Here is a 22719-nt window from a genome sequence, read left to right on the forward strand (position 1 = left end):
ATTGTTATTTTTGCTGTATCAAAACAGCTATTAATTTATATTGTAAAGGGACTGACAAACTCCATCATGGGAATGAAAATCCCGTAGGTTAAGCCAGTTTATGGGTTGCCAAGAAAAACTCGCGCTCCAGTGTACTCATTACTTCTTTTACACTACTGATTTTTTCAGCGAGAAAAGCATTGCTACCGGCAAAAGCATAGCCTTTTTTCATATTTCCTTTGGCTGCATTATATAAAGCCTTAATAATGCAATAAGGGCTTTTTGTATAATCACATGTTTTGATACAATGGAATGAGCAACTCTTAGGCCTCTCCAGTCCACTATTCACATTGTGAATAAATTCCCCGTCAATAGCTCGTCCTGGCATTCCCACAGGACTTTCAATAATAAGAACATCTTCGGACTTGGAGTGAATATATACTTCCTTGAACGTCTCGGAAGCGTCACATTCCTGGGTGGTAACAAATATACTTCCCATTTGTACCCCTGAAGCTCCCAGCTCCATAAAATGTGCAATATCTTCACCCGTCGAAATGCCGCCGGCGGCAATCACCGGAATCTGTTTCTGTTCTTTATAACTGGATGCAATCATTACCACTTCCGGAATCAAAGCTTCCAAAGCATAATGCTGATCCTGTAATTGTTCTTTTTTAAATCCTAAATGTCCACCGGCTTTAGGCCCCTCCACCACGATTGCATCGGGCAGATAATTATAGTTCTTCTGCCATTTATCGCAGATGATTTTGGCTGCTCGTGAAGAAGATACAATAGGCACTAGCTTGGTTGTACTCTCTGGAGTCAGATATGAAGGCAGGTCGAGTGGAAGCCCGGCACCGGAAAATACCACATCAATCTTTTCCTCGATTGCGGTGCGCACCATATCCGCATAATTCGATAAAGCAACCATGACGTTTACGCCAATAATACCTTTTGTTTTCGCACGTGCTTTCCGGATTTCCTCTTTCAGCCCGTTAATACATTTTTCAGGATAAGTACCTTTCCCTTTGGGGTATAACAAACCTAAACCTGCGCATGATATAACGCCTACTCCTCCTTCGTTTGCTACTGCCGAAGCCAAACCCGAGAGCGAGATACCTACTCCCATTCCACCTTGTATTACAGGTGTTTTTATCTCAATATTTCCTATAAAGAATGATTTCATATGTTTTATTTTGCTTTAGAGCAATTGAACAAGATAAACAGTGTGAGCACACTTTATTCAAGCGCTCAAGATTGGCCCTGTCATTGACTATTTGCCTTGTTGGGTGTAATTTATTAAACCTTTACTCCTGACTTCTTCAAGAGTATTGTGTATTACAAAAAAGTCTAATAAATCTATTTTCAGAATGGAAAGTGCAGGAGTAGATATTCCTGATATTGCACAGAAAAAGAGCCAGAATTAGCAGAACTTAAATGTAATATGATTTTTTGTCTTCCCCTGTGTCAATCAGAAGACTCCTCCGTTGAATCATGAAACGGAAATAACTTATTAAATAAAAGCAGAAGATAATATCTTCTGCTTTTATTTGGATATTAATATCTTCTAGAGTTATTATAACCACCACGACCACCACCGTTAGACGGTCTTTCAGTACGAGGACGTGCCACGCTTACTGAAATAACTTTCTGGTCGTATTCAACTCCATTCAGTTCGTCAATTGCTTTTTGTCCTTCTGTATCATTCGGCATTTCTACGAAAGCAAATCCTCTGGATCTACCAGTTTCTCTGTCAAAAATTACTTTAGCTGAAGAAACTTCTCCAAACTCTGCAAATAAATTTGTTAAGTCAGCATCATTAGTGCCATAGCTTAAACCTGAAATGTAAATGTTCATTTAAAATTTTATTAAAATAAATACTAATTTGGAGTGAGGAGGATAATTAAAGACAAGGACTGCTTGCTAATAAAATATTATAAAGAAGAACTATACGATAATGATTCGTAACTCAAACTCTTGGTACAAAGGTAACACAATAAATCAGAATAATACATTTATACCCGTTCTTTTTCGGAAGAAAGACGATAATTATCATTTATTAGCACACAATTCATCCTAAATCGGCGAGATACACAATTTTGCCTATCATTCTTGATATTCTCTTGTAATATATCTACTTTTGCCATTACATAAATTATCAAGTCCCACTTTATGGATGTCAGAATAGAACCAAGTTGGAAACAACAATTACAAGAAGAATTTGACAAACCATACTTCGAAAAGTTGGTTACATTCGTCAAAGATGAATACAAACGGGCACACGTCCTCCCTCTCGGACATCAGATTTTTCATATATTCAATTCCTGTCCCTTCGAAAAGGTAAAAGTAGTTATCCTTGGACAAGACCCCTATCCCAATCCCGGACAATATTATGGAGTCTGTTTTTCTGTGCCTGATGGAGTAGCTATCCCAGGTTCACTAAGCAACATCTTCAAAGAAATACACCAAGATTTGGGAAAGCCAATTCCAACTTCTGGTAATTTGGATCGTTGGGTAGCTCAAGGTGTATTCCCGCTAAACTCTGTTCTTACTGTACGTGCGCACGAAACCGGTTCTCATCGAAATATGGGTTGGGAAATCTTCACAGACGCAGTTATCAGGAAACTAAGTGAAAAACGGGAGAATTTGATATTTATGCTTTGGGGAAGTTATGCGAAAGAGAAACGATCTTTGATAGATACCAACAAACATCTGGTACTAACCACTGTTCATCCCTCTCCCCGCTCTGCCGAATATGGTTTCTTCGGTTGTAAACACTTCAGTAAAGCCAATGCTTTCTTGCATAGCAAGGGAATAGAAGAAATTGATTGGTAAATAAACGATTTCTCAAAACAGATTATCAGTACCCAAAAACATTCGCTATGAATAAATCAAACAATATCACTCGGGAAGAAATGTGGGCAAAGCAATGCTTGTCTGCTACCGATATTGATTACGCTGTGTGGGAACGGGATAAATCCATACTTCACCAACTTTCAAAAATCTGTCACAACTGCACATTTGTTGTCGATGTTTACAAATGCAATTACACGTATGCATCCTCGAATTTCGTTGATTTACTGGGGTATGACAGTCACAAGATAGAAACTTTGGAAAAGCAGGGAGATTATTTAGAATCACGTATTCATCCGGACGACCGTGCGCAACTGGCAGCATTACAGGTCACGTTAAGCCAGTTCATTTACAGTCTGCCTCTCGAACAGCGAAACGACTATTCCAACATTTACAGTTTCCGTATACTCAATGCCAGGCAGCAATATATACGTGTCACTAGCCGACATCAAGTTTTGGAACAAGACCGTAACGGCAAAGCATGGCTCGTAATAGGCAATATGGATATTTCACCCGACCAAAAACATTCCGAAACAGTAGACTGCACTGTCCTAAATCTGAAGAACGGGGAATTCTTCTCTCCTTCCTCTTTGCTAATGCCTTCTTCGCTCAACCTCACTAATCGGGAAATAGAGATATTACGGCTTATTCAAAAAGGGTTGTTAAGTAAAGAGATTGCAGACAAGCTATGTATCAGTATTCACACTGTCAATATTCACCGGCAGAACCTGTTACGCAAATTAGGTGTGCAAAATTCTATCGAAGCCATTCGTTTGGGACAGGAAACCGGACTACTAAGTTAATTAACCCATACGCCTTTTCCTGAAGCTACCAGTCTGTCTAAGGCACCCATTCCACCACACCCACCGCCGGATGCAATCTTCTCCATTCCTCAAATTCCGGATAACTACGTACACCATCCTGAATCACAGCTTGATAATACTCCACTCCCATAATTTTTTCCGTATCAGGCGTTTCGTATTTTAATTTCAGGATAGCCAGTCTCATTTCATCTGTCAATACCGCAGAAATGCGTTCGGTCGCCCTTTCAAAATAGCCATCATAACGAGAGCCTTCTTGGATATGAATCATATCCATTTGCCAGAGTTCTCCTTCCATATCCTGATACCATGCATGCCACTCTATACACGCTTCTGCTGTATGTAATAAATTCGTATATTCAATCTTCTTTATGGACGTATTTTCCGCCAATTCAGCCATCGCCCGAAAGCTGGCAGACAAATCCAAAGGAGAAGTATAAATATGAAAATCAATATCCCGATGTTTCATCAATAATCCTGTACGCAACGAACCTACCAGATTCACTTTGGCACCAATCCCCTCCCATATCCGAACAATACGGGTATCCTCTATAATCTCCCAAGCTTTCTGCTGGTTACGTTTTGCCAATTCAAAAATATTCATCTTTTTCCTTATTAAGTAAGTATGCAAAAATAGGAAAAAGGATACATATATAGCTATAAATAACTATTTAATCCCTTGATGGGTTGAGCTAACTTTGTCCGCAAATTCAATTCTTCACCATACAACTAAAAAGAGATTATGATATTCAATCAAACAGAGAAACAGGAAAAAGAGTATTTACAGCAAGTCATAACCACTATCCATGATACGATTAACACTACCAGTACTTCCGTCAAAGAGCATATAGACACCCTGCAGGAGTACAAGGATTATCTATGGTCGAACAAAGATATCGATCCCCACGAAATCCGTTCCATGCGCGAAAGCATATTAAATCATTTTGCATTAGGTGAAAATGTAATTGACAAACGCAGGCGACTAAGCAAAATACTGGATATCCCCTATTTCGGACGAATCGACTTTCAGGAAAAGAAAGACAAAAGCCAAGTTAGTCCGATCTATATAGGAATACATACTTTCTATGACCTCAATCAAAAAAAGAATCTGATTTACGATTGGCGAGCTCCTATTTCAAGCATGTTCTACGATCATGAATTAGGCGAGGCGTTCTACTCCTCCCCGGCAGGCAAAATTAACGGGACGATCTCACTCAAACGCCAATATCGCATTCGCAAAGGAAAAATGGAGTATATGATTGAAAGTTCCGTAACTGTTCATGACGATATTCTGCAAAAAGAACTATGTTCCAATGCCGACAATAAAATGAAAAATATCGTCACGACAATTCAGAGGGAACAGAATCAGATCATCCGTAATGAAAACGCTTCTGTACTTATTATACAAGGTGTTGCCGGTTCAGGAAAAACCTCTATCGCCCTCCATCGTATTGCCTACCTGCTTTATGCACAGAAAGGACAGATTTCTTCCAAAGACATATTAATCATCTCCCCCAATAAAGTATTTGCCGATTACATTTCTAATGTACTTCCGGAACTTGGCGAAGAGACCGTTCCCGAAACCAGCATGGAGCAAATTCTGTCGGACGTAATTGACAACAAATATAAACACCAGAATTTCTTCGACCAAGTGACGGAACTATTAGAAAACCCGACACCCGACTTTATCGAACGGATTCAATACAAAGCCTCCTTCGAGTTTATATCACTACTTGACAAATTCATCCTTTACATGGAAAACAACTATTTCAAAGCAACAGACGTAAAACTCACCAAATACATCACCATTCCTGCCGAATTTATTAACGAACAGTTCAAACGATTCCACCGCTATCCCATACGTCAACGATTTGAGACTATGACAGATTACATTCTGGAAATGATGCAACTACAATATAATCTCACAGTTAGCACTCCGGAGAAAAACCAACTAAAGAAAGAGATAAAAAAGATGTTCGCGGGAAATAACGATCTCCAAATCTATAAAGATTTTTTTGAGTGGATCGGAAAACCGGAGATGTTCAAGACACGCAAAAACCGCATACTGGAATATGCGGATTTAGCTCCTTTGGCTTATCTGCATATCGCATTAAATGGGAACAACGCCCAATCTTATGTCAAACATCTTCTGATAGACGAAATGCAAGACTATTCTCCCATACAATACAAAGTGATTCAAAAACTTTATCCGTGTCGAAAAACAATTCTTGGAGACACTTCCCAATCCGTCAATCCTTATGGTTCTTCCACTGCCGATATGATTCAGAAAGCATTTGCAACAGGAGAAATAATGAAACTTTGCAAAAGCTATCGTTCTACTTTTGAGATCACCAGTTTTGCACAAAAAATTCAACCGAACAATGAATTAGAACCGATTATGAGACATGGGGAACACCCCAAGATTCTTCCATTCAAAAATACAGAAGAAGAGATCCAAGGTATTGCGGATTTAGTAAACTCCTTCAGGAACTCCCATTATACCTCATTAGGGATTATCTGCAAAACAGAATCCCAAGCAAAAGAACTTGTTCAAAAGTTCCAGATATATGCAAACGACATCTCACTTTTGTCCAATCAAAGTTCTGCTTATGTAAAAGGGATTATCATCACTTCCGCCCATATGGCGAAAGGACTGGAATTTGACGAAGTAATCATTCCGCAAACAGATGATAAGAACTATCATTCCAATATTGATAAAAGTATGCTTTATGTGGCAACCACAAGGGCTATGCACAAGTTAACTTTGACTTATTCTGTTTCTTCACCCAGTTGTCGGTTCCTGTAATAGAATATAACATCGAAAATTAAAAGAACTACCCGCAAAACAAGAGCCGCTTGAACAATCTCAAACGGCTCCGTAACTCCTTTAACAACATGGTTATCGAGCTAATACAACCACCGGTCTATATTCCTTTTTTCTGCACTGAACTCCACTCCAACTTTAACCAACTCACGCCCGTCTACCTGATAAGGTATCAGATAGCCTTTTTCATCAATCTGCTGCAAAGCCTGTTCGGCAGTACCATTCAGTTTAAATTCAAATACATAAATATACTTCGGAGTTTTCACCACTGCATCCGCCCGTCCGCGGGCACTACGAACCTCTGCTCCGGTAAATTGCCCCATCAGTTTGAAAACTAAATAAAATACAACCTGATAATGTCGTTCGGTCTTTTCATTCAGTTCATAAGGGAAATCTGCGAAGAAAGCCTGTAAGCGGGTAAGAAAAGCATCAACATCACCACTCTCCAATTCACGTACAAATTTACCAAGATAAAAACCCCGTTCATCATCTACCACTGATGTGTAATAAGGAACCAAAAAATCCATAAATCCATATCGTACTTCATCATTGGGAAATTTCAGCAGGTAGTTTCCAAAACGCTTGTCATACCCCTTTATAGTCAAATAGCCACTCTGATAAATCAACGGAATCGGATTATTAGCATCTACCCTATATTCCATAAACGAAGAAGCATTGGCTTCTACCCCATCAATCAACGTACGCAAATCATACTCACTCTTTTTAAGCAGTTCGACTAAAAAAGTAGGAGTACCGGTTTGGAACCAATAATTACTAAACTTATACCCGTCAAAAACGTTAAGCACACTGAATGGATTGAATACTCCTTCCGCAAACTCACAAAAATGATAACCGTCATATAAAGCCGTCATCTTGTTCAATGTTTCTTCATAAGTCAGTTCATTCGTTTCTGCCAATCGATTCAGTTCAGGAATAAAAGTATCCTCCAATTCTTGTCGCGTAATACCACAAATCGTGGCATACTGCGGCTTCATACTGATATCATTCAGTTGATTCAAATCACTGAACACACTGACTTGCGCAAACTTAGTCACACCGGTAAGGAAAACAAAACGAAGATAACGGTCTGAACTTTTCAGCACACCATAGAACGCCTTCAATGTCTTACGATAGTCATCAAGTAAAGCACCATCATCCAACGCCTGTAACAAAGGCTTATCATATTCATCAACCAAGACTACGACTCCACGATCAGCCTGTTCACTGGCACGACGAATTACACCTGCAAAACGTCCCGAAAGAGTTTCCTCATCCTCTCCTTTACCATATTTCAGTTCCCATTGCGTCAACTGCCTGCTAAGAATTTCAACTAAAGCCTGGGGAGAATCATATTTTTCCGCGTTTAAATCCAAATGAAATACCGGATATGTCTTCCATTCCTTTTCCATATCAGCTATGGCCAACCCTTCAAATAATTCTTTCTTACCTTCGAAATAAGCTTCAAAAGTAGAAAGAAGAAGACTCTTGCCAAAACGACGAGGACGACTTAAAAAATAAGGAGTCTCCGTTGAAGCAATTCTCCATACAAGAGCAGTCTTATCCACATAAAGATAATCTCCTTCGCGAAGTTTCTCAAAAGTCTGTATTCCAATAGGAAGTTTACGTAATATCCCGTCCATGATTTTTCCTCTATTTTGATTATTCAAAGATACGCATTTCCATGGGAATACACATACAAACTCCACAAAAAAGTACACAGTTTCACAGACAGCACTACCATGACTCCGTTTTTCATCAAAACTAACTTTGCACCAGACAAACAACATCTCACTTCCTCTTCACTTTGCAAATCCAACACACAATAACTAGAACCAGCAAAATAATTTCGTACCAATACCCACCTCCGGTTGTCCTATTAGTAGTTTTCTCAACTCCCGTTTTATGAATCTCTGTCTTAGCACTCATATCCGACAAGCTCACAGACTGTGAATTCACTTCTTGAAGCAGTTGTTTCTCATTAACATTTTTCCTATCCACCACAGTCTTCACCACCATCCCAGCCTTCAATCTAAGCGTATCCACAGGAAATACAAACAACACTTGCTCGATATGCTCTTCTACCACCTCCGAATCCTTTTCCAAAGCAACCTTATTTTTAACAAGACTTTTCCCGGAGCTACTATTCAAGCTTGAATCAACCCTTATGTCACTCCCCCTGTTTACTACCTCTTTCTTACTCCTACACCCCGACAACAACACCGGCACAACTAAGGCCACCAGCAGCACAAACAGCAATTCTCGCCCATTCCTTAGAAACGCCCTTACATCAAAACAGGGACAAGCCTTCACATATTCATAAGGTTCAATCACTCCGTCCCCATTCAAATCCGGTGAAGTATCCCGATGTCCCAACACTTGGAGAATATTATATTCCCGCTGCAAATCCATAATAATCTGATAAAGCACCCGTTTTTGAGCATTCGTCCGGGTATCTGCCGGACGCCCGTTCTCATCCAATCCACCGATATAACATATCCCGACACTCCGTTCATTCCAACCTCTACAATGAGCACCAGCCAGAGAAACGTCCCGACCTTTTTCCAATTTCCCATCCAAACGGATCACATAGTGATACCCGATACCGTTGAACCCACGTTCCCGGTGCCAACAGTCAATATCCGCAGCAGTAAAATCCTGCCCGGCTTTCGTAGCCGAACAATGTACTATGATAGAATCTATATTTCTCATGATAATTCATTATTAGTTCAAACGCACCAGTTAATAATCCGAAGGTGGCATACGCTTCACACACCCTCTAATCTCACACTTCTTCACTTCCGACTCCTTCTGTATCAACTCCACTTCATGACATTTATGTATCCAGTCAATCTTCTCTTCCTGCTCCTTGCGAAGTTCAATATAAAGCCCGTCTATCTTCTCGTCACGTTGAGTCAGCCGTTCTTCCAGCCAGTCCACCTTTTTACGGCGATTTTCTTCTTCCATACTGTTCACGGACGCTTCCTCTTTCCGTGCATCCGTCTTACGGCAAGTGATATACCTCACTAACCATTTCACAGCTTCCAAACCACCCATAGCGGTAAAAAAAGCAAGGATTGTAGTTATTTGCATATTTATATTTTTACGTAGTTATAAAGAAAGAATGAGGCCGAAGCCCCATTCCATACAAACCATACAGTTCTCAACGATCTATGAATCAAGCTGCCGGATCCGGTGCTTCACCATTACCACCCGAACCACCATCCGGATCCGGAGTTTCACCTCCATCATCAGAACCGTCACCAATGCTACCCGAATCATTAATATGATCCAAATCCTTGAACTTCAATCCATCCGAACGGGTAGTCGTCCCGGTAAACAGACGAATGTCCGAGTTAGCACGAAAACAGATACGAAGCCCTGAAATATTAGCGATTGTAAAATCTTCCGCCTTCTCCGTCCCTTTGCTTTGAGCAGAAAGGTAAAAATATCCCAGACCGGCGATATTCACCGAACGACCACCCAGCAATGTCTTTCTCAATAACGTACGGAAATCCTTCAATACACTAATCGTTTCACCCTCGCTGACACCGGAAGCAGACGCAATCTCCTTTGCAAACTCATCCAACGTTGCACTCGTATCATACTGATAAGAAATCACCGGATACACTTTCTTTCCTGCTTCTTTATTTGTAGGGTCACACAGGCGAGACACCCTTCTAAATCTAATAGCCATACTACTTTTCTTTTTTTAATGAATACTGTTTTAATTATCACTTCGCTAACGTTAACGATGCAAAGATGCAGCATCTTCCACGGAGATGAAACGACACCTAATAGCCTCATCAGAAAAGTACTAAAAAGCATTTCAGACATACGCAACCGACATAAAGGAACTAAATAAACGACAAAAAGCAAGGAAAAAGCGACAAAACCGATAGCCGGGGGAGAATAATAAACAAACAAATATATTCAAACTAATAAATACCATACTAAAAAGCATGGAAAGTTTTAGGCGCTCAAGGCTGTCAATAGCCAGATACCGTATATTGAAAGAGAGCAAACTGCAATTATGCCGGTATATCGAAAGCAATGAAAACCAAGAATTGCCGAGATTGTTGCGAGATGATTCGGGCAAGATTGTCTGATATATGTTAATATTTCATGGTAAATAAGCATTTCCCTGTACAAATGCACTACAATCACGAATAAATGTAGTATATTTGTACTAAAATAAAGAGTATAGGCATGGAAAGCAAGAGATATAATAACAGTTTTACTTCCTCTAGTATTGTAAAGGAAGAAGGTCGGACAGCCTATTATAAGCTGCTGGACAGTGTGCGTGACGGAGACGCGGTACGCATCAAACGGGGCGTATATGCCACAGCCGAGCAGTTGGCGGACACGATGATAGATGTGGAAGCCATCATTCCAGGCGGTGTGCTGTGCCTTTTCTCCGCATGGAATGTGCATGGGCTCACCACCTCATTGCCTCAGGCATACCATGTGGCGGTAAAAAGAGGTCGCAAAATCACGCTTCCAACATTTCCCAAGATAGAGCTCCATCATATCACAGACACGATGTTTGACATAGGTGTCGAGGAACTGGTTGCAAGCGGTTACCACATACATATATATAATAAAGAGCGATGCGTGTGCGATGCAGTGAAGTACCGCAACAAGATAGGCATGGATGTTTGTTCCGAAGTGGTGAATAACTACATTTCCCAGCCAGACAGAAATCTATCCCTGCTGATGGATTATGCCGACAAACTAAGAGTAAAACGAATCCTCGAACAGTATATTGCAATAAAACTATGAGTGAAATCAAAAATCCTGGAAAGTCCATCCGGGCAAAGCTGCTCAATGTAGCCAAGCAGAAGGATGTGTTCTACCAGACCATTCTGACCAGATATTTTCAGGAACGCCTATTGTACCGTGTCTCACAAACTCATTACCGTGAGAACTTCTACCTGAAAGGTGGAGCACTGATGTATGCATACGAACGCTTTGCTGCACGTCCGACATTGGATATTGATTTTCTTGGCACGCATATCAGCAATGATGGCGAACGCATCGCCGAGGCGTTCCGTGAAATATGCGCTGTAGAGTGTGAGGAAGACGGAGTAAGGTTTGCTGCCGACAAGATTGCAGCACAGAACATCACCGAGTTCAAAGACTACCACGGTATCCGTCTAAGTATTCCGGCGACAATGGACACCATTGCCCAAGTGCTGACAATGGACATTGGTTTTGGAGATGTGGTAACACCACATCCTGTATCATTAGATTACCCATTGTTATTGGAAGAACTGCCAGAAGCAAACATTCTTGCCTATTCCACTGAAACCGTAATTGCGGAGAAGATGCACGCCATCATAGACTTAGCTGACCAAAGCAGCCGGATGAAAGACTATTATGACATCTACCACCTGCTCACATCATTCAAATATGACAATACCATATTACAGGATGCTATCAACCGCACTTTCGAGAATCGTCATACTCTTTATAATGCAGATACGATGTTCTTCAGGAAAGACTTTCCCAACCATCCGCAGATGCAGTTACGATGGTCAGCATTTCTAAAAAAGGCAACTATCAAAAATAGCCTTTCATTCTCCGAGGTGGCACATTGGCTGCAAGAGGCTTTAATGCCATATTGGGAAGCCTATGGACGTATGTAATACTTCCGACCATTAATACATTATACAAAAAGAGTGCACCTTCTTCCCCACCGGGAAAAAGATGCACCACACAAACAAAACAAACAATAGAGCGACCTTCACAGGCAGCGTAGAACCCATGATTCCATTTTTCCTATGCTACTATTATAAAAAGAAAAATGGCAGGGGCACGGATTCTCTTGGGGAAATGAGGCGCTTCACAGCGACATAAAGGATATAGGCCATTAAACTCATTTATTATACTATATGGGAAAAACCTACATCTTTTTCTATTCTCACAAAAACATGAAATGAAACAATTAATTTCCTTTTATTATTTTCCAGACTGGCACTGCTACCACCGCACCGACAATCGGAGCCACAATAAACAGCCAGAGCTGGCTGATAGCCTCCATACCTGCAAACAATGCCGGGCCAATGCTACGGGCAGGATTAACCGATGTCCCCGTAACGGGAATACATACAATATGCACCAGGACCAGAGTCAATCCGATAGCCAGCCCGGCAAAATGAGGACTGCTATTATCCCGGTCGGTAGTGCCCAGTACAGTCAATACAAAGATGAACGTAAACACCGCTTCGGCCACAAATGCAGCCAGCAAATACGGCTCTTCAAAACCGTTGGCTCCCGTACCTTCTATCCCCATTGTGCCGGTAATCAACCACAGCAATGCAGAGCCAAGTATTCCGCCCGTCACTTGCGCTACGATATACACACCGGCTTCCATAACCGACAGTCCGCCATTCAGCCAAACACCGATAGTGATGGCCGGATTGATATGACAGCCCGAAACAGGGTCGATTGTGTACGCCATTGCCACCACCGACAAACCGAACGCGAAAGCAATCGTCAACACAGCGGCTACCGATGTCGCACCGCCATTCAATACAGCAGCACCGCATCCCATTAAGACAAGCACCATAGTGCCCACCATTTCAGCTATAAATTTCGTTTTCATAATCTACTTTTTCTACTCGTATAAGATATACTATTCTCTCTAATCATCCTCCCATTCCGAAGGCGGCAACGACTTCTTCCCATACCATTTCATCCAAGCACGAGATTTCCGCTTTCTCAAATAAAGCGCATCGCTACAATGCTCCAACGCTTCCCAGTCAAATGAAGAATGGTGTCCGAACCACCTCTCCAGCCAGTAAAGCAGATGATAACTCATGAACGCAAGCAACATCCACCACCACGAAAGCCAGACGGATAGCACCAATGCAGGCAATAATGCCAAGAAGAAACATTCCGTATACTGCCGCGCATGAATCTGAAGTTCCATCTCCTCCCACCCTTCCAAATATTTGAACCGGGTGAAACAACATCCGAAAATCATAAAATAATGCCTTTTCTTCCTGTTCAGGAAAGTTTTCGCCAACAGACTATTATATATTATCATATCCTCCTCTTCATTCAAAAAAACAACATTGCAAAGGGCCGTCCAACTACCGGCCGACAAGCCCACCTTGTAACGACAAAGCACTTTCAGTCCCGACGTAGAAGAAAACGAGACAGTCCCGCAATGTTGCCTGAAATACCTTGAAATGAAATAAAACTATTATTCGACGATTACGACGCGGTTCAATTCAGGTTCACTGAAACGGTTGTTCGTATCGCCCTCCGCTTTCTTCACGAGACGTTCAGGGGAAATTTTATACTTTTCGACTAATAAATTGTACACATATTCCATACGTTGTTCACTCAAACGCTGGTTCAGTTCCTTGCTGCCCGTAGCGCTGTCTGCCGAACCAATCAGCGTGAAAGTCTTGTTCTTATCCGCCTTGATGGCGTTGTTCACATAAAACTCAAGATTGGTAAGTTCCTTCTTGTCCAGGGTAGCTTTGCCGATATTGAAGAACAGGGCTACCGGCGAAGCAGTCACTTTCGATTCATTCACCACTTCCGGTTTCCGACTTCTGGCAGCTTCCAGTTCGGCGGCAAGGCGCTGTGCTTCGGTGCTCAAATCATGATTTTTGGCGCGAAGCGCGTTGATACGTTCATTATAAGATGAATAATCTGCAGGAGCCACTTTCTCGACACGATTGAAACGGGTCTTGCCCAACTTCACGCTTAGACCCAGTGTCACCGAACTCATACCTTCACCTTTGCTGCCACTTACAGTTCCGTCAAAACACTCTTTCACTAGCATTTGCCGTCCTTCCAGAGTCAGGTCCAGACGCTTGCCCAGGCGGAACGTATTCAAGATACCGATGTTGGCGGCAATTTCATTGTCATGCGTACTGTTTCCCCACGAACGTGCCCAACCGAAACCTACAAACGGAATCACATTCCACACACGTTTCTCATTGAATCCGAGGAAACCGTTCGACCAGTTCCACATAAAGTCCGCATGGAGATTGGAAACATTGAACTCTTCCTTGTAATAACCACGATGCGCCCCTTTGGCATACATCCCGCTTGCGTCCGTCAGCCCCTTGGCTTTCAGACCCGAATATTGCAGACGCACTCCGTAAGAAGGAGTTATCCACTTGCCCAACGAAACATCTAATGCAGGAGCAATACGGTTGCCCACCGATGTCTTGTTATCAAATTCACCTTCATAGATATTGATACCACCGCCTACACCGATATACCAGTTACTCCAGAAACCATTCGTTTCATACGGGCCACGGAGAATATTTCTGTCCGTGTCACGATTTTCCTTTTGCTGTGCCATAACACAGACTGATGATAATACCAATGCAACTGTAATAATTTTCTTTTTCATGTTTCAATTTTTATGTTCAACATTTAGTTTAACCTGTTTCTTTACTCTAATTTCATTTTACTTCCGGGACGGAATTTCACTTGTCGCTTTGCCGGAATCAGCATTGAGCCGCCTGTGGCAGGATTATGCCCGTTGCGTGCTTTCCGTCCCTGAATGACAAAACTTCCGAAACCGACTAAGGTAACACCCTCTCCTTTATGCATTGTTTCCGCAATGGCTTCCATTATTGCATCTACTGCATTCGTAGCTTCGTTAAAGCTCAACTTACGTTTAAGGGCTACTTCTTTGATTAGTTCTGATTTGTTCATAAGTTTATATTAAGAATGATTTTATATGTTTATTCATCACGGACACAGCGGATAGAACCAGCCGTAGCACGATCATCCCAACCATCACCACCTCCGAATCCATAGTCCGCTACTATAGGATTTTTTATAAATAGCGATAATGTCAATACTGAATTATTACCATTCCTCCTACCTTTAGTACCAGTTCCACTTGTATGTCCTGTATAGAAGAATGGCTTTAACCCTTTGAATTCAATTCTTCCATAACGATGTGAACCGGATATAAAATAGACTGAATGATCTCCATTTTTTCCATAATGAAAATAAGCTCCATATTCTGTAGCTAAAAGAGGATAAAAATCTTCTTTTTGAATATAAGCGTTAGTCTGATTATTGTATTCTCCCACATATTCTATAACAGGATTCTTCAAAAACGCCCCATAAACATCTTGCGGGGGAACTTTATATCCAGCAGGGCACGGATCATAAATTGTTTTCATGATTTTTCCTATGTTTACCATATGATGTACGGAATATGGATTTCCCCATAAATACTGATTCCCTGCAGGTTCTGGCTCATTATAATAAAGCCAGTCATTATCACTATTCTCAACATTTTCATTCATCATAATAAACTCTTCCGGATGCTTTATCGCATATTCTATTGTACCTACATTTTCTGTTTTATTTACTTCCTTAAAATTCAAATCAGATCCTCGTATATCATAGATAGGAGCATTTTCAATACTTCCAAGGGAAGCAGGCCCAATAAAAGGATCTTTACGTCCCCATTGATAACCTAAGCCACATGTAGTCAATATATCTGGTATCGTTGTTGTTGCTCCTAAATCCCGATCCATTATTTTATAGTTTTTTCCACTATAAGTTTCTCCATTAGTAGGTAACCCCAGTTCAATAATATCAGGTTTCTCCGTACACCAGACATGCCAACTCCAAAGCACATTTGCATCTTCCGCGTTCGGATCTGATTTATCATAAACTGCAATGACCCCATTTCCTGCACCGTTACTCAAAAATTCAACCCGATTAGTAGTAGCATTAAATGCAACTTGTGAAATCAGATTTTTCACATCTTGCCAAATCAACTTTGCAGAAAGAGGAGTTATTCTAACATTTTTAGAATTTGAAATATCGTTCCCTAAAGCATCCTTAAAATGATACACTTCTGCATCATCACCTATAATCTGCCCCTTATCTAAACGTCCTTGTTCATCATAAATATAACCGAATGTATATATTCTTGTTTCTCCTACTATACCATCCGTCCCGTTTCCTATCACCGTAGCATCAAACGAATAAAGACCATAAGTCACCGGAGTAATAAAGCAATTTGCCGGACCGTCTTCATCCACAGCAATCGCTTCAGAATGAGGTATGATACTAAAAGGGATATACTTCACAATATTACCTATGGTTATCTCCAAATATCCTTCCTTTAGTGAAGAATCTCCTGGTACATTGCAATAAATCCAATATACATTACTACCTTGTGGAAGATTCGCCTCATTTATCGGAAGTCCATCTTCTCCCTTTACCTGCATCAAGTTCTTATTATCTACGCTATAAAACAGACACACATCAGATGAAGAGACCAAAGTTTCCTTGTCAGAATTTAAAATACGAACTTTACGGGTAGTGACATTATTTAAATCAACATTCCCTGTCTCATCAGCCTGCAATTCAAATTTTACCATTGTTACCGGGTCTGTGATGCCATTCTCTATCAACTTAAGGTCTTCCCTATCCGTTTTTACCAAGTACTGGCCGTTAGAAGCATATCCCCGCGACCAATTATCCGAAACCGTCACCGTATACTCGATATTACTTCCCGGATTTTGAATGGCTTCCAGTTCCGTATCATATCCCTTATTCTTTAGCTCGGCAATAGTAAAGCGATAAGAATGATTACGTATTATATCCAGATACTGCCCGGTTTCCTTATCCAGGAAATCCAAACGATAATACTCTTTATTCGAACCGTCCGGATTCCGGACTACAAGAAGCAACATTGCACGATCTTTGGAGAATGTTTTCTTATCAACCTTATTTCCTAAAGCGTAAATGGAGTGTCCATATTCCAAAGGATAGTAACTTGTCACCAATCCTTTCGTTACATCCAAAGGAGTTGTAGCGGAAAGTAAATCATGCTTTTCTGAACTGCCGCTTTCGTTGATACTGCCCTGATAGATTCCTCCCTTATACTCGCTATCTAACGTAAAATCCGAATAATTCAGATTTCTCCATTCCCAATAGACTTGTTTACCGGAAAACAAATCCGTCTCGGCATCTACTGTAACCTTTGCCAAACAACGGGTCAATAGGCAAACATTAGAGCTAGCCTTTTCATTCCATTCTATCCAACCGTACATCGGAATAGTCCGCCCTTCACTTTGCAGACCGGAAAAGCCCTTCATCATTCCTTGACTAGTATAATTCCTCAACTGCTCTTCACTAGCCGTTTTATTTATAAGAAAATCACCTGCTCCTGATGCAGAAGAACGATTAGTCAGGTTACAAACTACATAAATTCGTTCTTTGTCAGCGGGAATGTATTCTTTCAATGTCACAGTCGGCGATGCGGTTCCATTTCCAAACAAAAAGGACAAATCAGCTTTACCCTCCTGATAATATACAGGGGATGAGGCGTGAGAATCATTGTATACGAACACCTGTATGCCACTAATCTTACATTCCGATTCATTCGCCACACTGCGTACCTGTACCAATTCCGCATCCGGGATAGATAAGCTGATGACATTTTTTTGAGAGGAATTAATCATTTCCATTTCAGTGTCATCGTTACAACCACCTAACAACATATTAAAAGCGAAGAAAACCAACAGACATATCCCGAACAAGTATTGTTGTATTGTTATTTTCATTTCATTCATACTTTTTAGATTTCTAATGAATTATTCCTTTACACAGCGTATCGAAGCAGGCGTTGAAGTAACCACCGGATTATATATATTATATTCAAAGTCCATAGCAGTATATGGATGAAAGTTAAACATGAGCCCACTATGTTCTTTGTCAGCAGGATGAGGTGAAGAACACCAGTAAACTCCCCGTTTTCCTAACTTTATACCATCACCATTAGGTCTATAAGTCTCCGGCAAATAAATTAGCTTCGTTTCATCAATCCCTGCATTATCATAATAAAAGGTTGATCCATTCGCAAAATAACTTTTTATGAAATACATATCCCCAAGTGACGCTCCGGCCGGGGGGAATATGGCGATCTCACCTTTACTCAAGATTTTAAAAACGTCATGCGGTGCAACTTTATAACCATACGGACAAGGGTCATACAACGATTTTAATGTTTCTTTAGGGAAAACATCCTGTTCTCCGTCCGGATTTCCCCACAGATATTTCAGTTCTGTTGTTTTCGTACACCAAGATTCACTCCCCAATCCTCTCCTTGGACTATACAAGGAACTCGGAGTACTTATAGCTTGACCGGCAGTCACTCGTTCATCGGAATATTTATATACGACCTGACCACTTCTTACGTCATATAAAATAGTACGTATGCCATCATAAGTCAATGAACCCGAAAACGGGTCTTTACGCCCCCATTGATAATGCAATCCTTGAACAGTGCCTAAATACGCTTTAGTAGCAGTCGCACCAAGATTACGATCCATCACTTTATAGTTATTGCCCGTATATATCGAAGTGACGAATTCCAGTATCTTTGGGGTAGCCGTACACCAAAGGTGCCAACTCCACAACACTTTCGCATCCTCCGCATTAGGATTAGTCTTATCATAAACAGCTATCACTGCATTTCCCCGGCTTCGTCCCATTTTCACCTGAACCCTGCCATTGACTAAAGCAACTTGTTCCACCAGTTCATCCGTGTCCTGCCAAAGCAATTTGGCCGATAAAGGATGAATATTGGCACCACCGGCTTTTGTCAAGATATTGCCACTTGCGTCTTCAAACTTCCCTTCGTCAATAATACCGTCCACTCCGTTTCCCATTATGGTAGCAGTGAAAGAATAAGAACCTGCACCTCTATCTGCTATATAACTATTGGCAGTCCCTTCCGTGTCTAACGGAGTAAAAGTATCCAATGAACTGACAGGAATATATTCCACATGCACATTGTCGGAAGAAATTTCTATAAAACCACCTTCATAATTGGCGGGAACACTACCGGTGGTACAATAGAAATTCATTACTTGTGCGGCAGTGAGGTCATAAATGCCACTGTTATCCGCCAGTTTATCCGTTTCCGTTATTCCATTGCAATATAACTGTAAATCTGTTGTTGATATTAAATCTGTCTTATTAGGCTTCAAAGCTCTGATTTGTAAGCGTCCCGGAGCATGACAGTCCACTTTCAGCAGTTTCACCGGGTCGACAATATCTTTAATCAAAGTTATTTTTGTCCTGTCTATATCAAAGTCAACGCCTCCTACAATATCACCTGTAACGCCTACATCTTCCCAATCGAGCATATTCGTGAATATTTTCACTTCATCAAGACTTAGCACCCTCACGTCCACTGTATAAATATGATTCCTCAATATTCGATAACTATCATTTGTTTTAATGGGAATAACGCGTTCAATCGTGCGATTTTCTCCAGTTTCATTATTCCACAAAGGAATCCTGACTTTCAAAGCTGTAACATTCGTATTTTCATCATAGTCTGATTCATTCTCTAACCAGTTCTCATAAATATAGCGGTCATAAGACGTCTCCGCTACTTTATCAACATTTACCCCGTCATCTATCGGTAACTCAACGGATGATAATAAATGAGAATTTTCCCATCGAAACCACCAATCAACATTTTTTAAAGTACAATCTATATATCTGTGATATACGTCATTCCACCAATCATTTGCAGCAGGATTACGGTGAGTCTCAAAAGGTGCAAATGGACGAATACACAAAGGCATATGAAGTATTTGAGTCTCTACCTGATTTATATTAATATTCCATGACCCTAGAACGGAGCGTTTTGTAGTACGAACCACGGTTCGTAACTTAGCGACTCCACGAAGTAAATGTACATCAGCCTCAAACTCACGACCACCGCCCACCTATCTCTTATTGTCCCTATCCCGGACATATATAACGGAGTTGTCAATTCCTCCTCTGAAGTGACATCAATCGGATATTCTTGATTTGCCCACACATAAATATTATCTCCATCTCTAAATGTACCAACAGGCACTTCAATACTTGCCCTATATATACTATCCTCATAAACATAGGAATCAAGATATATTGTTCCATTCTGCGTAGAATAGAAATTTCTGTAATGGTCGCCATCATAACAACCTATTTTTACAAACAAGTCTTTTATCTCATTTTCTTTTTCTAAAGCAATGCTGCGTGTATTAGAACCCACAACTTTAGAAGAAGACACTATGACTTTAAAAGTAAGCCTCTCCATTCCTTCCGGTATGCATGAGGTGTCTCCCTTCTCATACACTGAAGTACATGAGAATATAAAACAGCTTACAAAGCATAATATTAGATATACAATGTACTTTTTCATACTATATATTATTTCTGCTATTCTTAGTTTATTCTTTAACACAACGTATAGAACGTCCGTCTGCCCGCCAAAACGGTTGCCATTCTTGTCCCAAGCCATAACCATATCCCCCTAAAGGATAAACTGAATTTACTGAAGCTACAGATGCCCAATGCGACAATCCAGATATAAGACGACCATCTTGAGGCAGACGTTTGTCTGATCTTGGATAATAGCCTGCTTCTGGATGAATAATACCTTGTGTACTCTCAGTTGAACCAGCTTGTAATCCCTTCCAAGGTTGATTGTCTGGGGGAACACGCCAACCTATCGGACATGGATCAAATATTGTTTTATTATTTGGCAACCATAATGAATAATTCATTAATGACACCGAATTTGTATACCAGTCTCCCCAACTTCGCTCATTAGTTATATAAGTTAGAGGTTCACGAACCGACTCTACTAAGTTTTCCACTTCAGCTACTTTAAAACGGACATTGGTTACACTATTTTCCGTATAAAGTGTTTTTTCCTTTTGAGTCCAATTTTCAGCACTAGGAAAAGGATCTTTACGTCCCCATTCATACAGTAAACCTTTTACTCCACCGTCAATTGTATATTCATTAGTCATAGCTCCCAGATTTCTATCCATCCAAACCAAATTATTAAAAAACTTCTGTCCTTCTGTTACATTTGGTTCATAATCTGTACACCAAATATGCCAACTCCAATAAATCTCGCCGTTTACTTTCATCGCAACAACCGCATTTCCCTCTTTTGCCGTCCTTACCTGCAAGTAAGCCCTCTCGCGCTCCAAAGCATTGACCACCGTGATTCCTCCGTCCGCAATAACTCCTTGTTCATCTTGCCATACGAGTTCTGCCATTACGTCTCCATCCGGAATTGGAATATTGCCAAACTCTACTTGTTGAGCCCATATCTTATATACGTTTTCAGTAGGAATATCCACCCTTCCGCCCGGAGCTACCATATAACAATTCGTCATCTTAACTTCTCCCTTCACCTCTTCTGCCTGTGGCGGAAGATATTCCCATGGACACACTGTCAGATTTAGTTTAAACTTAGCTGTTTTTTGAGTAAAACGGCAAAAAAGTTTATATACATGGTTACGTTCTATTTTTTCTAGAATTTCTCCATAGAGATAACCGGTATAAGGATCATATCCGCCCAACTCGACCCAAGCACAACCATCATATCCCGTTTCATATCTATAATGGAAATCTAAGGATAATTTATCATATATACACTCCATTTCCGGAACATAAAAAGAATATAATAATTCTCCTTTATCATCAGAATATACTTCTTCTCTGATTTCTTTTCTGTCCATAAAATAGATATTATCGTAACGGTTATCCGGCACTCGGACAGGCGATATAAATCCAATATCTGATATACGATCCACTCCTAACTCTTCAATATAAAGCCTGTTTTCCCAGTAGTTTTCATCCTGTCCTATTTCCCTCCTCATATAAACATCTACCCTCGCAACAGCTCGGTCTACTTGCAGATTGATTGTTTGTGTCGTCCCTTCCAATGCGTCCACTCCTGTCAGTTCTCCATACATCGGCAAACAATAATCATTATAGTAGCCCATTATATTAGGATTCCAATAATCCATTATATCACGTCTCCTGTATTGTATTTCAGCCAAATCACCCGGATGATCCACTGCTTCCAATAAAGCACGGGAATCCATATCCGTTGGCTCATTTACAATGGCATAAAACGTTTTACCAGTAGCAGCCTTTACTAGAAATATCGGAGTAACGTATACACCATCATTTATATTCAAATCCGACCAATAATACATCTTATCTAAAGTAGAGCCATCAAAAACGTAAAGACGTAACCGGTTGATACGCGTTTCATTTTCGTTCAATACTTCAGGATCATATGTAGCACGTGTACTGATACTCATATTCATTCGCACCTTTCCCGGTTCATCCGACAGAACTGCACGTTGTTCCTCATTCACACATGAGAAACAAAGCAGCACAAGCCACATCATCCATTTATATTTTGTATATCTCATA

20 protein-coding genes are annotated in these 22719 nt (G+C 40.7%); 5 read left to right on the plus strand and 15 right to left on the minus strand.

Annotation, left to right across the window (positions count from 1 at the left end; genetic code table 11):
• Window positions 1-88 precede the first annotated feature (88 nt).
• Together N5O98_RS05740 and N5O98_RS05745 are read right to left on the minus strand one after the other, a co-directional pair.
• Entirely contained in the window at window positions 89-1162 is a 1074-nt protein-coding gene (locus N5O98_RS05740; protein ID WP_004307023.1) for an NAD(P)H-dependent flavin oxidoreductase, read from the minus strand.
• 371 nt (window positions 1163-1533) lie between these two features.
• The gene (locus N5O98_RS05745) at window positions 1534-1833 is read right to left on the minus strand and encodes an RNA recognition motif domain-containing protein (RefSeq protein ID WP_004296140.1); all 300 of its coding nucleotides are present in this window, start codon (window positions 1831-1833) and stop codon (window positions 1534-1536) included.
• A gap of 315 nt (window positions 1834-2148) precedes the next feature.
• Between N5O98_RS05745 and ung the strand changes: the two genes are divergently transcribed.
• A complete protein-coding gene (gene ung, locus N5O98_RS05750) occupies window positions 2149-2811 on the plus strand; it encodes a uracil-DNA glycosylase (RefSeq protein ID WP_004310617.1) in 663 nt (220 codons plus the stop codon).
• Between the two features lie 47 nt (window positions 2812-2858).
• On the plus strand, window positions 2859-3632 hold the full coding sequence (locus N5O98_RS05755; protein ID WP_004310616.1) for a LuxR C-terminal-related transcriptional regulator: 774 nt from the start codon (window positions 2859-2861) through the stop codon (window positions 3630-3632).
• A gap of 37 nt (window positions 3633-3669) precedes the next feature.
• Here the strand turns inward: N5O98_RS05755 and N5O98_RS05760 are convergent, their stop codons facing one another.
• Window positions 3670-4254: a phosphoglycerate mutase family protein gene (locus N5O98_RS05760; protein ID WP_118161262.1), complete on the minus strand. Its 585-nt coding sequence runs from the start codon at window positions 4252-4254 to the stop codon at window positions 3670-3672.
• A 138-nt stretch (window positions 4255-4392) separates the two neighbouring features.
• Here N5O98_RS05760 and N5O98_RS05765 point away from each other — a divergent pair, with 138 nt between their 5' ends.
• Entirely contained in the window at window positions 4393-6456 is a 2064-nt protein-coding gene (locus tag N5O98_RS05765; protein ID WP_004310614.1) for a HelD family protein, read from the plus strand.
• A 101-nt stretch (window positions 6457-6557) separates the two neighbouring features.
• Here the strand turns inward: N5O98_RS05765 and N5O98_RS05770 are convergent, their stop codons facing one another.
• The 4 genes from N5O98_RS05770 to N5O98_RS05785 form a co-directional block, all read right to left on the minus strand.
• Complete coding sequence (locus tag N5O98_RS05770) at window positions 6558-8114, minus strand: ATP-binding protein (RefSeq protein ID WP_004310613.1); 1557 nt, start codon at window positions 8112-8114, stop codon at window positions 6558-6560.
• 148 nt (window positions 8115-8262) lie between these two features.
• Entirely contained in the window at window positions 8263-9183 is a 921-nt protein-coding gene (locus N5O98_RS05775; protein WP_004310612.1) for an N-acetylmuramoyl-L-alanine amidase, read from the minus strand.
• Window positions 9184-9213: 30 nt separating this feature from the next.
• Entirely contained in the window at window positions 9214-9564 is a 351-nt protein-coding gene (locus N5O98_RS05780; RefSeq protein WP_032856058.1) for a hypothetical protein, read from the minus strand.
• 85 nt (window positions 9565-9649) lie between these two features.
• A complete protein-coding gene (locus N5O98_RS05785; RefSeq protein ID WP_004310610.1) occupies window positions 9650-10168 on the minus strand; it encodes an HU family DNA-binding protein in 519 nt (172 codons plus the stop codon).
• Between the two features lie 512 nt (window positions 10169-10680).
• Between N5O98_RS05785 and N5O98_RS05790 the strand changes: the two genes are divergently transcribed.
• Both N5O98_RS05790 and N5O98_RS05795 read left to right on the plus strand, forming a co-directional pair.
• Window positions 10681-11253, plus strand: a complete 573-nt coding sequence (locus N5O98_RS05790) for a type IV toxin-antitoxin system AbiEi family antitoxin domain-containing protein (protein WP_004310609.1) — start codon at window positions 10681-10683, stop codon at window positions 11251-11253.
• Window positions 11250-12119 (plus strand): nucleotidyl transferase AbiEii/AbiGii toxin family protein, encoded by an 870-nt coding sequence (locus tag N5O98_RS05795; RefSeq protein WP_004310608.1) that lies wholly within the window; start codon window positions 11250-11252, stop codon window positions 12117-12119. The genes N5O98_RS05790 and N5O98_RS05795 overlap by 4 nt, the downstream gene beginning before the upstream one ends.
• Window positions 12120-12418: 299 nt before the next feature.
• On the opposite strand, the gene N5O98_RS05800 is transcribed toward N5O98_RS05795, so the two are convergent.
• The 8 genes from N5O98_RS05800 to N5O98_RS05835 all read right to left on the minus strand — a co-directional run bounded on the left by N5O98_RS05800 (window position 12419) and on the right by N5O98_RS05835 (window position 22718).
• Window positions 12419-13078 carry an MIP family channel protein gene (locus N5O98_RS05800; RefSeq protein WP_004310607.1) on the minus strand — a complete coding sequence of 220 codons (660 nt, stop codon included), beginning with the start codon at window positions 13076-13078 and terminating at the stop codon, window positions 12419-12421.
• A gap of 39 nt (window positions 13079-13117) precedes the next feature.
• Entirely contained in the window at window positions 13118-13522 is a 405-nt protein-coding gene (locus N5O98_RS05805; RefSeq protein WP_008649874.1) for a hypothetical protein, read from the minus strand.
• A 159-nt stretch (window positions 13523-13681) separates the two neighbouring features.
• Window positions 13682-14851 carry an OmpA family protein gene (locus N5O98_RS05810; RefSeq protein WP_004310605.1) on the minus strand — a complete coding sequence of 390 codons (1170 nt, stop codon included), beginning with the start codon at window positions 14849-14851 and terminating at the stop codon, window positions 13682-13684.
• Window positions 14852-14892: 41 nt separating this feature from the next.
• Window positions 14893-15159, minus strand: coding sequence for an HU family DNA-binding protein (locus tag N5O98_RS05815; RefSeq protein ID WP_004310604.1), 267 nt, complete (start codon window positions 15157-15159; stop codon window positions 14893-14895).
• A gap of 29 nt (window positions 15160-15188) precedes the next feature.
• Window positions 15189-18041 carry a hypothetical protein gene (locus N5O98_RS05820; protein ID WP_022200222.1) on the minus strand — a complete coding sequence of 951 codons (2853 nt, stop codon included), beginning with the start codon at window positions 18039-18041 and terminating at the stop codon, window positions 15189-15191.
• A 30-nt stretch (window positions 18042-18071) separates the two neighbouring features.
• Window positions 18072-20075 (minus strand): hypothetical protein, encoded by a 2004-nt coding sequence (locus N5O98_RS05825; RefSeq protein ID WP_229127974.1) that lies wholly within the window; start codon window positions 20073-20075, stop codon window positions 18072-18074.
• Between the two features lie 47 nt (window positions 20076-20122).
• Window positions 20123-20680 carry a hypothetical protein gene (locus N5O98_RS05830; RefSeq protein WP_229127973.1) on the minus strand — a complete coding sequence of 186 codons (558 nt, stop codon included), beginning with the start codon at window positions 20678-20680 and terminating at the stop codon, window positions 20123-20125.
• Window positions 20681-20708: 28 nt separating this feature from the next.
• Window positions 20709-22718 (minus strand): hypothetical protein, encoded by a 2010-nt coding sequence (locus N5O98_RS05835; protein WP_004310601.1) that lies wholly within the window; start codon window positions 22716-22718, stop codon window positions 20709-20711.
• Window position 22719: the final 1 nt, after the last annotated feature.

The organism is Bacteroides sp. LFL-34, from assembly GCF_027257075.1.
GTDB lineage: Bacteria > Bacteroidota > Bacteroidia > Bacteroidales > Bacteroidaceae > Bacteroides > Bacteroides ovatus.